Source organism: Lewinella sp. LCG006, assembly GCF_040784935.1.
In the GTDB taxonomy this organism is placed as follows: domain Bacteria; phylum Bacteroidota; class Bacteroidia; order Chitinophagales; family Saprospiraceae; genus Lewinella.
In genome coordinates this window covers 5,362,341-5,375,221 of the sequence record NZ_CP160680.1, presented here as the reverse complement: position 1 = coordinate 5,375,221, position 12,881 = coordinate 5,362,341, and the positions used below count along the sequence as shown (strand labels likewise).

The 12,881-nt window shown below is 47.7% G+C and carries 7 protein-coding genes; all 7 read right to left on the bottom strand.

Annotated features, from left to right (window positions below; translation table 11 throughout):
* Positions 1–34 precede the first annotated feature (34 nt).
* Entirely contained in the window at positions 35–1,123 is a 1,089-nt protein-coding gene (locus tag AB0L18_RS19370) for an AAA family ATPase (RefSeq protein WP_367388967.1), read from the bottom strand.
* Positions 1,120–3,015 carry a CHAT domain-containing protein gene (locus AB0L18_RS19365; protein ID WP_367388966.1) on the bottom strand — a complete coding sequence of 632 codons (1,896 nt, stop codon included), beginning with the start codon at positions 3,013–3,015 and terminating at the stop codon, positions 1,120–1,122. Before AB0L18_RS19365 ends, AB0L18_RS19370 begins: the two co-directional genes overlap by 4 nt.
* 30 nt (positions 3,016–3,045) lie before the next feature.
* Positions 3,046–5,832, bottom strand: a complete 2,787-nt coding sequence (locus AB0L18_RS19360) for a hypothetical protein (RefSeq protein WP_367388965.1) — start codon at positions 5,830–5,832, stop codon at positions 3,046–3,048.
* A gap of 262 nt (positions 5,833–6,094) precedes the next feature.
* Positions 6,095–7,405, bottom strand: a complete 1,311-nt coding sequence (locus tag AB0L18_RS19355) for a hypothetical protein (protein WP_367388964.1) — start codon at positions 7,403–7,405, stop codon at positions 6,095–6,097.
* Positions 7,406–7,415: 10 nt separating this feature from the next.
* The gene (locus AB0L18_RS19350; protein ID WP_367388963.1) at positions 7,416–9,053 is read right to left on the bottom strand and encodes a WD40 repeat domain-containing protein; all 1,638 of its coding nucleotides are present in this window, start codon (positions 9,051–9,053) and stop codon (positions 7,416–7,418) included.
* Between the two features lie 10 nt (positions 9,054–9,063).
* Positions 9,064–10,596 (bottom strand): hypothetical protein, encoded by a 1,533-nt coding sequence (locus AB0L18_RS19345; RefSeq protein ID WP_367388962.1) that lies wholly within the window; start codon positions 10,594–10,596, stop codon positions 9,064–9,066.
* Positions 10,593–12,866, bottom strand: a complete 2,274-nt coding sequence (locus tag AB0L18_RS19340; RefSeq protein WP_367388961.1) for a caspase family protein — start codon at positions 12,864–12,866, stop codon at positions 10,593–10,595. The genes AB0L18_RS19345 and AB0L18_RS19340 overlap by 4 nt, the downstream gene beginning before the upstream one ends.
* Positions 12,867–12,881: the final 15 nt, after the last annotated feature.

Sequence of the window (12,881 nt, the reverse complement as noted above, 5' to 3'; positions counted from 1 at the left end):
TTAGTTGCTTCTTTAAATGCAAATCAGCGACTTGCTAACCCTCGCCAGGCGATGCTCCTACTTCTTCCGCAAAACGGCGCAACAACTTGATTCGCTCGAACTCAGAAAGACAAAACTCCAGGTCGGTAGCGCTCAGCTTTCGATTGCGGGGCATATCTTCCAGGATAGATACGGGGTCTTTGCTTCGCTTGGTTCCGTCTTCTGTGACGAGGGTAAACAACACCTCTAGTGGCAGTCCTTCCGGGCTTTTGACCCCCCGCTTTTGCAAACCGATTTCAATCTCCCGCATCTGCTCGTCCAGAAATTCGGACAGGACATTTTGCATGGGACCAACGGCTTTCACCAGTTCGGGATCAAAGGTCACCTGGTCGGGTTGTTGCGTGCCCTGGCGGTCGAGATCACGCCGCCAGAGACGATCTAGGTAGACCTGCAGGTTGGTCAGATCAATGCCTTCGCGGGGGCTCCGGAGATTATCCAGAATCATGCCCGTGGTTTCCTTGGGCTTTTTTACATCAATCTTTCCGTAGCGGCAGGTGCCCAATACGACCTTGCTGAGGTTGTTGTCGTTCATCTTTTCGATGCGCAAGCGGTTATCAAACAGCGGGGGCACCACTTTTTCAAATTCCGACAGGTAGGCGATGTACTCTTCCCTGATGATCAGCAGGATTTTGCACTGCAAGCCCGCCTGTAGGAGGTTACTGATGGATTGGTGAAACTGCTGTTGCTCGGCCTCCGTTCCCATGATGTAGAGTTCTTCAAACTGATCGAAGATCAGGTAGACAGGACGGTAAGTTTCCAAATAAAGGTCTTTTACGCGATGCCGCAGTGGTGTGTCGTCCTTCCATTGGGTGCTCGTATGCTTGTCTATTTCTCGTAGTACGGAACGGTTGAGGTCACTACCCCTACGGATGAAGATGGGCAGCCAGTCGGTCTTCTGAAAGCGGTTGGCCAAGCCACAGTTGACGAGACTGGTCTTGCCGGTACCCGAAGCACCATAAAGTAAGACCAAGCCAGAGGCGTGTACCGCATTGAACAGCTGGGCGGTTTCTTTATTGCGACCAAAAAAGCGGTCTTTGTCCTCCTTGTCGTAGGCGTCAAGGAATTTGAATGGATTAGTGATCATTGGGTAAGGTCGTTTTTGCAAAGGAGGTACTGGTCGTACAATAGTTGAAAGACTTTCGGGCTGTCATCACTACCCGTATCGGTATCGAGACCGAAATCGAGGCCGAAGTCATCACCAAAGTCATCTTCTTTGAGGTTGCGGCCTTCCGTAAAATCCTCCTGGGTCATGTTGGTATGAATCTGATCGTCTTCGTTGTCCAGCGCGTGGAAGAAGCTGTGATCCACAGCGAGGTAGGTCAGGCGATCCTCTTCCTCCCAGCCCATCAGAAAGATGTGTGCGAGGCGGTCCTGCTCCGTCGTTTCGCTCTTCTTGACTTTCACAAAAGTGTTTTTGTCAATGATGAAAGGGGAAAGATTCAAAGACTTGTCGAGGTGCTTTTCGTTAGACACCAGAATGATCGAAGAGCTATCGGAATAGTTCTCCTTGCGGCGGTATTCCTGATCCTGATAGAGGTTCAGACCCGTGCCTTGGGTAGCGTTCAGTGGGCCCATGTCCAGCTCGTAAGCCAGGGGTTCAAATCGCGGACGATTGATAGACACATTACGTACTGTAAGTAGGCGATACCTGGCCAGGAATGCCGCGGCGCGCAGCACAATGGAAACGGCTTGCTCGGTTCTCAGGCACAACTTATCCAGGTCAGCGGTGGGAGGATTGGTTTGTAACTCTTTCCGCATTTTTTCTAAAAAAGTATGCGCTTTAGATAGCGGACTTTCTGCATTTTGCAAGTCCGTCGCCAGCATTTCCAACTCTCCGATAAAGGGCATTCCTACTCCGGTAATTTGGTTGTACAAAGCCGGTATTTGCCCCAGAAAATCGAAGTTGGTAAAAGCAGCTTTCTGTTGTTCCAGCTGTGGCCATTTCGCGTCATGAATGGTTCCCCGTGATTGTTCCCACAAATCCGATACCAGAATGTAATACAGCAATTGGCTCGTTATCAAATAAGTACTCACCAGGTGTTCCAGCCGCTCTACATTGGGTTTATCATAAAAACGCAGCAAGCGTATCTGCGAACCAATCGGCCAGGGAAAATTCTCAATTACCAACCAGGGGAAGTGTTTGGAGTCTTTTTTGATGGTCTCCTCCCCTCTTTTCTCCACCATCTGGGCATAAATATCCGGGTTGTATTTACACATCTCATCCAGTACCAGCACGATGTAGCGATTAGCCGTAAAGCTACTTCCGATGTACTGGATCATATCCTGTGGCAAGCCCACTGGGCGGAAGAAGGGTAGCTTCCAGCTCAGGATTTCTGTTTTTCGAGCTTCCTGCACGTAAATGCCCCAGGGCATGTCCATACTATTGTCTTGTACGGCAGCACCCACCCAGGAAGCATCCCTCATGACCACTTCCACGCTCTTGCTAAACTTGGTTTCCAGGTAGGCCTGCGCCATCTTGAAGGCCTGCTCGATGGTACGGCGATTGGCCAGCGCCTCGTAAAACTGCTGGCTAAACTCCATGGCCTTGCGGTCTTCTATGGGCACGGCCGTAGCGATCACCGCCGGCACGCCCGCCGCCAGCAGGGTCTGCACCTGCCCCTTGGTGGAACAGCCATTGAGGAAGACCAGCTGTAGCCCTTCTTGCTGCCCTAGCAGTTGTGCCAAGCCTTCCGCGTTCCCGCTGCCGCCTTCCAGATTCAATTGGGTGCCTGCGGCGTGGCCAGCGTAGTGAAAAATGGCAATCCGGTCCTTGTTTTTCGTGAAAGAAGCGAAGATGTCCTTTACCTGCGCACTCTCCTCGCGGATAAGCTTGAGGTATTCTTTACGGTCCAGTTCTTCGAGTGCGCCGTACAAGCGCCGACTTTCCTCTTTGAGGAGTGCCAGATGCGCATCGGGGTCATTGGCGAAGGTGAGGAAGATGATGGGGGTCATATTGTTGGTGTTATTGAGACGCATTGCAATGCGTCTTTACTGCTTGCTAATCTATTAATCAATGCCATATAGTTTTCGTTGTTCGGGGGTGAGTTGGGGGATGGCGGCTTCGTTTTTGAGGTAGTTGTAGACTTCATCTACCAATGGCCAGTAGTCAATAAAGTCATCCTCGGATACTGTGATCACTCGTCTACCGTCAGCCGAAAAAAAGGCATTGTCATACTTGTTAATTTGATCTCCCCACTGATAAATCTTCTGCTTGCGCTCCATGTCCCACAGGTGGAATATTCCACTTAAACTAGTTCCTTCCGCAGTAAAACTCAAAAGTAACTTTCCGTCCGGACTGAGCTTGAATGACTGGACAGCACTAGGGTGTGGTAATACCTGTAATAGTTTCCCCTCCTTGCTCCAAATTGCCAGTCCTTCATCGATACCATTGGTAATAATTGCTTTACCTGATGATATTGGAACCAGGTAATCGGCCCAACTGCCTGCGTATTTCCATTCCGCAAGCAAACGTCCATCGGTACTCCAACGTCGAATAATCTGGTCTTGATAACTCAAGTACACCTCCTGCTCATCGGCAGAAAAAGCTATGGCGGTAACATTGTAATTGTTTCCGTGGGCTAAGTGTGCTAAGCGTTTGCCTGCTAGATTATACATCCAAACATTCTCCTGGTACCCTGCCAGGCAAAGTATTTGACGCTTTGGTGCGAGGGCAGTAAGTCGCAGGTTTTGCTCATTGATGTTAAATTCTTGTACCAGCTCTCCTTTGCCATCCCATTCTTGTACCAGTCCCTGCTTGGCTACAGTTACCAGCGTTTGCCCACCCTTAATAAATTCTATTCCCACAAAGCGCTGATCAGCATCCCCAGCACTTATATCCTTAATTTTCGTGCCATTGCCATTCAGGAGAGCTAACCCTCCCTTTTGATTGATGGCAATGAGATCACGCCCTTCTTTTACCATTGATGATCCCTCTGAAGTTCCGAGCCTGGCCAGGCACTCCTCCTCTCGATTCCAGAGGCTCAGGTTGCCATACTTTTGCGTCAGCAGGTAATCATGATTAGGAAGATAGTTTACTAGTGAAAACCATTTTGTTTCATCTCCTCCAATCCTTTGCAGCAACACGCCATCCAATGGCCAGAGGCGCGCCGTAAAATCTACGCTACCAGTAACTACAAACTTGCCATCCGGAGAAAACCGAGCGGTGCGAAGGTCTTTAGTATGACCACGCAAAACTTGCTTAAGCTGACCTTTTAAATCCCAAATTTTGGCCAGCCCATCGCCACTGACAGTCAGCAACAGTTGACCATCAGCGGAAAAATCAAGATAACGGATATACTCCTCATGTGCTTGCTTACTAAAAACCAGAACGCTGTCTTTTTGCCAAAGCTGCAAAGTACCGCTAATAGTGCCTGTTGACAGGTATTTTCCATCGGGAGACCAGGTGGCAAACTTTGCACCATTTGGCACTTTGTATAGTAATTCGCCATCTAGCGACCAGATTTTTGCTGCTCCTCGATCTTCCAGGGCGATGAAGCGGTTTCCGTCTGGAGCAAAGACCAGCCAGTGGATAAAACTATTATGCTTGTGCCAGCTTCTTTGCAGGCTACCATCATTAGCAGAAAAGCACTTGATCGTTCCGTCCTTATAGCCTACCCAAATATTTTGCTCATCTGGCCCAAAACAACCAAAAGTAATTGATTCACCATGCTCTTCAATTAAGCATCTTACCTCACCCGCCAGATCTGTAAGCATTATTTTCTGCTGACCAATTTGCAAAACACTTTGACCATCACGGGAAAACATCGCCCTTAGTAGTGGTTCGTTGACATCAGGCAATGAGGAAACATCGGCATCATTCAACTGCCAATGTACAGTCTTCGAGTAGGTTGTAGCTAGAATTCGGCTACCATCAGGTGAGAATTCAACAAAATTCACACTACTCGCTAAATTTCGACTAACTAACAAACTTCCGCTTGACCGATCCCAAAGTTTCACCCAACCATCTCGGTCACTGGTCAACACTTTAGAACCATCAGGAGAAAATCGCACCGAATTTACTACATCATCATGGGTGAATACGTACTGGTACAAAGGGTTGCCGGTTCCTTTGCCCGAAGCGATTTGCTGGTAGAATAAATCAGTTAATACCTCAGCAGCTTGCGGCAGGGATGATGCCCCTGGCATTTCATTGGCTACTTGTGCTAATCGAAGTGCCAAATCTCGCTGCTCTAGCGGTAATGATCTGGCAACATTGACCACTCCCAGAATTTTAGTTTCCAATGCCCGCTGTTCGGCAGAACGCTGAGCACGATTAGCGATCAATGCGCTTATCTTAGCTTTTTCTGTAGCTATTTCAGCTTCAATTCTTCTTATTCTAGCCGTATCATTGGCAATTTTAGCCTCCAACAAGGAGGCCTGTAGGGCCTGCTCATTGAGCGCCAGCGCAATTGCTTTTTTATCAGCATCCTGACGAGCCTCTTCAGCGGTTAAACGTTCCCTTTCTGCGGCTCTAGACTGAAAAATAGCCGCGATGGTAGTTAAAGCCAATATGGCGATGATACTCGTAATAAGCAATCGGCGGCGACGCCCTTGCCGAACCAATTCTTTACGCCCCATTACAATGAATTGGTCTTCCTCTTTTGTCAGATTGATCTGACCAAGATAAGGGCCGATGTAATCAAGGTCATCCTGTGTCAGTCGCGCACCACGCTGCTGCCAAGCTTCATGACGCTCGCGTACAAAACGCTCCACCTTGCGGCGCGTACGTGCCTCGATGCTGGCCTTTTCAAAGACCTGGCGAGCGATGGTATCGTGACTGAGTTCGTATTTCATAAAAAATGTAAAAGCTTATTTTTAGCTGCGGTTTATCTCCGGTTCTACTTACGCGGTTACTTCAAAGTGGACACAAGGGACTTATTTTCAGCAAACTGTAACCACAAAGTACAAGGTAAAAAGTAAAAGGTATTTGGACCGCATTCCATTTAGGTTTTCACATATCTCTCTACCTTGCACTAAGTAGTTTGTGCTGAAGGTCCTCTACTTTTCGTGGAACAACAGCGCACGGAGAAGCATTAGTAACACTGGCAAAATCCCCTCACTCATTGAGCTTCATCCTAAAATCTCGCTCAGCAGCCCATACAGCATCGTGATACGAGATCTTGACAAGGTTTAGCGCATCATACAGCTTCTGGTTTTCCGTAAGGTTCTTAAGTAGAACGGTACTTACGCGTAGATACTCGGAAACGACTGCCAACTGGCTGTAAGTTGCGGCATTTCCAGGAGCACTGAGAATGGTTGCCAACCCATCTATTGCGGCTGTTTGCCAAGCAACAAGTTCCCTTTTTTGGTTGATCAACCAATTGAATAAGCTCAACTCAGTCTGACTCAAGAAAGCGCTGCATACGTCCCTCTGTGCTACCAATGCTTCCAGAGAGCTTTCTAGTCCGGGTAGATTCGCATTAAGTTGCTGACGCCTGGCACCCAGTATCCGCTTATAATTAAAAGGTATCGGTACATTTTTCAGCAGTGGGATAGCCTGCTGTACCTGACTAGCACTTAACTTGGTGGCCTGTGTGGAACGGTTCTGCTGGTTATAGGCCGTCTTCATCCCACCTTCTACCATTGCTGAAATATCCAGATAGACGGCCATCACTGCCTTCCCAACATCAATCATCGGATCAGGATGCACAATTGCGTTTGGGGTACCGTAGAAATAGTAATCATCATTAGTGCCATCATAGAAGGCCAAATGGTACAGTCGATTAAGTGCCTGGGTATTTTTATACGCAGAGAGGTAACCCATATCAGGACTGGTACGTCCTCTTACTACCTTTTGGTGATATACGTACCGAGGATTCTTGCGGGCATTATCCTCCCCTAAAACATCTTGACGAACAAAAGGATACAGCGGTGGTGCAGCAGCACTACTGATGGTAGCATTGGGGTTGGAAATGACACGATCACTGTTCTGTGCGGCAGGACGACCACGCCCTCCCAGCGGAGACTGACGAACCGGGCCAGCATCGGTTTTCATATTACTATTCCGGTAAGTATGCCATGCAAGGTTGCTTTGAAGTGACTCCAAATCTGCTAGAAAGAAAAAGATGTTCAAGTCCTTGTATAACACCCACGAACCAGGGCCAAAATTGTAATTCCTGGCACACAGATCAATAGACTGGTGGTAGGTCAGTCCTGGTCTCGCTCTGATGGAATCAGCCATTAAAAAATCGAGCCACCAATTACGATTAGCAATTGCTTGGTCCAGGCCTCGACTGGCATTCATATTGGTTGCTACATCTTCACCACCCAGATCAAGGGTATCAACACTTCCACCAATCGGCTGGGCGTGGAGGTGTATGCTGAAAAAACCGAATAGTAGGATGAATATTAAGGTTTGGTGTTTCATGGTAATAGGTTTAATTATTTAAACGGTAATATGCTTGTTCTTCCTCTGATAGTGGGTGTAATCTGGTTTGGTAATACTGGATCACTTGCGCTTCGTTCAAAGCCTTCTTATCTGCCAGATAATCGCAATCAAATTTCCAGAGCAAGGCCTGATTACCGCCCGCAGTGGATAAAAAATGCACATTGTTAGGTGCGTATACTCCCCATAAGGTACAGTTATTAAAGCGAAAAAGCTCATGATTTTGTTCCTTCAAATTATCTGCTAACAGTTGAACCATGTTCTCGTTATCGTCACTCGCTCCCAGAAAAAACCGCCCATTGTTACTCATGGCCGCAAACTGAGCCTGCCCCCTAGGTGACCACTGCATATCGATATCAGACTGAGTAGAACCCGTATTCCAGACGTATACAAACTCCTTATTGCGACTGATAGAAACGATTCTTTCCGGTACCTTACCATTAGTAGCAAAGGTAGCATGTACAGGTTGGTAGGAACGAAACATGATAGCCGTTCTGGTTTTGAGGGTGTCGCCATTGCTCGCTAGTAAAAAGTCGCCCGCTGGGGTACGAAAAATAATTTTATCATTATTGGGACTTACGCTGATTCCATTTACTGCTTTATCCAACAGGTTTTGGTAGTTGAAGACAGCTTCACCTGCGGAATTCCAACGTTTAATATTACCATTGTTATCAGCAGTGATGAGGTCCCACTTGTTTTCTATTTGCAAAAAACCAAGGCTTGACACGGGTGCTTCCAGACTGACGACCAATGGTTGTTCCTTCCCCGGTTGTCGTAAATCCCAAACGTACACCTGATTATTGGTGATCGCCCCCAGGTAAGTGTTATCGGCACTCAATTCGGCACTCGAAAATTCAATATCTTTAGCCAGGTTTTGGATGCTATTCCCAGTGACATTCCAAAGCATCAAATTGCCCCTTGTACTTAGGCTCAAAACGAGATTCCCCGGAGGTAAAAGTCGAGCCCAGCGAATTCCACTATCATGTTGTAATCGATTCAGGGTTTTACCATCCAAATCAGACAACCTGACTTCGCCATCCATTGAGGCACTCAAAAAGTAAGTACCATCGTCGGAAAACTGCATGGCCGTAATCGTATCCTGATGGTGAATACTTCGGACGAGCGGATTCTCTTGGATTTCAAGCATTACCTCTCGAGCAATTGCTGTAGCGTCTTCATCATTGTTCCATATCAATGCTTGTTCCGCCAATCGGAATGCTACTCTTGGTTTTCCTTCGTAAAGCGCATAACGGGCCGCCAAGCCTATCCGCATGGATTTACTTTGTAGTTCACGGATTTCAGCGGCATCCCGCTGACTATTGGCCCACAATGCCAGGATCGCAAATGCCACACTCGTGAGGGTAAGTAATAGCAAGCGAATACGCCGTTTGTACTGTAGTTTACGCTTTCCTTGGTGTAAAAATGCTATTTCCTCTGCCGGGCTATTCACCTGATCGAGATGCGGCCAGACAAAATCTATATCATCCTGCGTCAATTGAGCACCACGCACCTCAAAGGCAGCATAGCGCTCACTGATAAAACGCTCCACCTTGCGGCGTGTACGTGCCTCGGTGCTGGCCTTTTCAAAGACCTGGCGAGCGATGGTATCGTGACTGAGTTCGTATTTCATTTTATGTGTGCTACTTAAAAACAACTTCTTTATCCCGTACTTCCCGATAGTACATCCCCGCTAGTTTGCGAAGTTTATTATGCGCAGTAGAAATCAGGGGGTTATTAGCCAGTGCTTTATCTCGTTCTTTGATAGCGTGGTCCAGTAGCAACAGGTAAGAAAAGGAACTTTCTTCCTGTGGAACTTCCAGCAATTCTTGGAGTTGTAAGGCAAAGCGTTTCCACACATTAGTATGGTAATCAAAACTGAGGAGATAAGCATTAAAAAACGCTCGCTCTTCTTCCGTGAATACCGCATTGTGGGCAGCTAATTGATCGTTTATATCCTCCTTCTCAGAGGTAAAAGTAGCCACCCTTTTGAGCGCATCATTTAATGTAGTTCTGATTTTCGCCAACTCCTCCGAGTTGAGCGGAGTTGCTTGTAGCGCTTTCTGTGCAAAACTCATGGCAGGCCCCGAGAGTATGCGCTCATCACTAGATGCTTCTACAAGATGGTAGCTGTTCAGTTGCTCCGCTTTTGCTTTGATAGCCGTAGGGAATGGGTTGCTTTTGCTTTCATCCGCGAAAAAGCGGCGTATATCATCCTGGATTGGTAGCGGTTCCAATAATTCCTCCTGTAGTTTCAATATTTCATTGAGGTACTTTTCCATGGCCCGATCGTCCTTGCCTTTCCGTGCCTGCTTTAGGTGGGTAAAGTACTGCTGCATACGACTTGCCTGTTGCGCTTTTTCGGAGTTTACTTCTGCTCTCGCTCGTTGGTTAAATTGGGAAGCCAACGCTGCTGTTGCGCTACTTTGGGTGTTAGTATTATTTGTTTTCACACTCCATTCTTCGTACGCAAACGCCATATAATCCTTGTACAAAGCATGCCGCAATTGAGGATCAAAAATTTGGGTATATAACGCCAGGAGCGGCTGATAGCGAGGGTGGGAAACCTGAGCAGGATCAACCTCCTTGCCCTTTAATGATGAATAACCAGGATTCAGACAGCCCGGGCAATACTCGGAAAGGTAGTCCCTTCGCACCAATGGGTAGGCTAAAGCTTCGTGATCTGGCTCTGGCAATCCTGAATACCTGGGCCAGGTTACCTTTTTAGGATCATTCATTTGAACTTCGCTGGCGTGGGCTTCATAATGCGTCAGGCGCAATAAATCCTCTAAATAAGCAAAAAAGGAGACTTTGTCATAAGCGATTGGCGGTACGGGATGCAAGCTAGACAGAACGGAACTATTGTTTGTGTAAACGATCTTCTTTGCCCCTTCTTCAATAAGTGCTGCAACCATTGCATCACTGACAATTTGATCACGTTGCGCTAAAAGCGATACATAAGGCACCGCCGCTTCGTCGATTTTCAGGCTATCGGAGTTTGTTGATTTGGCAGTAATTTCACGGATGCTATCGGCGGATTGCTCTTCTTCTGTACTCCCTTCTTTTGGGGGATTTTCCTGGCAGGCAGCCAACATCATCCATAGCAATACCATCCAACCCATTGCTTGAACTGTCCCCCCCTTTAGTATTCGTAAACTTTTCTTTAAGTGGTTCATTCTCTTCTGGTTTTAACAGTGACACTGATGGTGTACCAATCCGGCACATTTCGCCGCGCAATGGAATGGAGGTTTCCCCAATTTACGCCACGATGCTGGATATTACTCAACAAATGTTCAAAAGCATTGCTTATCACTGGTTCTTCACCTGTTCTGGGGGCGTCAGCACGCTGAAGGCTGTTCTGCCACAAATGCATGGGATCAAAGGGGACAGTGCTGGCAATCAGCTTAAAGTGGTCTTCCACTTCCTCTACCGGTACCCCGCCTTTGTTGGGGGGTAAACTAAACGCTAGAAACAAACCCTCGGGCTTGGCACCACCCGGAAGTTGGATATGCGAACCTGCATAAATTTCCATTTGCTCGCGCCTGATCATACGCCCTCCGTCCATGAATTCAACGGTTCCCAGATGGGCATCACTGGCTAACAAACCGGGGTTGATCCCAAAATCCGGGCGTAAGTGTAGCAAGGCACAATACAGCGGCACAGGGTGAGCTTTGCGCAACCGAACCCGAAATTTCAACTGGGGATCAGGCACTCCTTCTGGCGTAGCGGTGAGGACAATATCATTGTCTGTCGTATTGACGATCTCTCCAGCAGGGTTCAGCACATCAATTGTCAATAATCCCGGAGGAATAGAAACAGGGTGATCATTGCGTAAGGAAAGCGTACGCTGCCATTTTTCCAGATGGATTAGTTCATCAATAAAAGCTTGCATGGTGGCTTCACCCCATCCTACTCGTGGTTGAATGAGTGCTCCAACTTCATCTTTGGCACAGATGCGTAGTTTTTTTTCTCCCTGATAGACATAAACGAAAAGCCGGTATTGCCAACCACCCTGAACTTTCTCAACCAGGTGTAGCGCAGGATGGGCTTGGAGCAGATTACGCAAAGCTTGTTGAGCCAGCAAAAACGCTTCCTGATGCAGCGTAGGTGCCTGTTCATCGAGCAGCATCTCCTCTTCCTCCAATTCGATGCACACCTTTGTTTTTGCCAAAGGCGAACTGTGAACCATTGCTTTGAGCAAAATTTCTCCCTCCGGAAAAGGATTCCCATCGACAAAGCTGACGATACTATGAGCAGGAGCAATCTTTTTGAGAAGGGCCAAACGTAGCTTGGTTGATGCTTCCGAAGAATTATTAGACAACACTTCAAAATAGGTAGCTCCCTCCTCCGGTCCCAACAAGCCATGCAAAGAGCCAGCGTCCAGACGTCCTTCCAGCGGATTACTTGTCGGTAAGAGGGTGAAGGTTCCTTGTTCTGCTGTTACTGATGGGTTACCCCAAAAGTAGTGATCCATGTCCTCTGGCAAGGTCGCGTGAATTTGAGGACACTGGTGGGTGACCCTTTCTTTGGCTTTTTCGCGAATCAACTTTACCAAATCGCGGTAAGTAATCTGACCACGGGTAGCCCGCAAGGTCTGGAGCAGGAAATAAGTAAAAACACCAAAGCGGCCTTCTCTAAAGGAGGTTTCTTTGGCAAGTTCATAGCTATGGCATGCGTAAAGTGCCAGGTGCCTACCCTCAGGCAGATGAAAAGCACTCGGGTTGGTAGACAAAGTTAAACGTGCTGCTGCATCCTCTTGATAAAAAAAATAGGAAGAGATGTCGTTCTGTTCATCCACCCCGGTGGGGGGTGTAAATCGGGCCAAAGTACCTTCCTCTTTGAAGCGGGTATTACCGCTAGCATTGCAACAATCCATTAAGATGACAATGGTGGGGTTACGCAATGCAATTTTAGCAATCAGCCAGCGCAGCTCTTTATCGCGCAGAGCGGGTACCAATTGTCCCTCTTGGGTAGTAAAACTATCTTGGCATACGATGGTTTCCGCGCGGTGGTCACTGCTTTCTTCGGGGTCCAGGTGCCAAAGTTCTTGAGGTCGGGTTTCGTAGGAACCATGCCCACTGTAATGGATAAAGACCAGGTCCTCTTCCTCAGCCTGAGTGAGAAAATCTTTAAAACCAGCGACAATCTCCTTACGGGTAGCTGTCCCCAATGTTCTGCTGGCTGGTTTTGGAGCATTGATTTCTGGTTCCTCCTGCTGCTGCAAAACCGGGCTCCGTAAACAAAGCAGATGGAGAGATTCCCCAGCATTGCTTACACTTTCTCGCAGGTATCTTTCTACCGCCCTGCTGTCTTGAACACATCCGCCCAAATTGGCTCCCGGCACTTCATATCGATCTATACCAATCAAGAGGCAATAGATTTGGCGAGCCTTAATAGATGGGCTATTGCCGGGCAACGAAATGGGTTTTGAGGAAGAGGTGTTCATAAACGAATTGTACGG

Coding starts and splice junctions, on each gene's coding strand:
- AB0L18_RS19370 (WP_367388967.1), bottom strand. CDS start 1,123: ATGATCACTAATCCATTCAAATTCCTTGACGCCTACGACAAGGAGGAC.
- AB0L18_RS19365 (WP_367388966.1), bottom strand. CDS start 3,015: ATGCGTCTCAATAACACCAACAATATGACCCCCATCATCTTCCTCACC.
- AB0L18_RS19360 (WP_367388965.1), bottom strand. CDS start 5,832: ATGAAATACGAACTCAGTCACGATACCATCGCTCGCCAGGTCTTTGAA.
- AB0L18_RS19355 (WP_367388964.1), bottom strand. CDS start 7,405: ATGAAACACCAAACCTTAATATTCATCCTACTATTCGGTTTTTTCAGC.
- AB0L18_RS19350 (WP_367388963.1), bottom strand. CDS start 9,053: ATGAAATACGAACTCAGTCACGATACCATCGCTCGCCAGGTCTTTGAA.
- AB0L18_RS19345 (WP_367388962.1), bottom strand. CDS start 10,596: ATGAACCACTTAAAGAAAAGTTTACGAATACTAAAGGGGGGGACAGTT.
- AB0L18_RS19340 (WP_367388961.1), bottom strand. CDS start 12,866: ATGAACACCTCTTCCTCAAAACCCATTTCGTTGCCCGGCAATAGCCCA.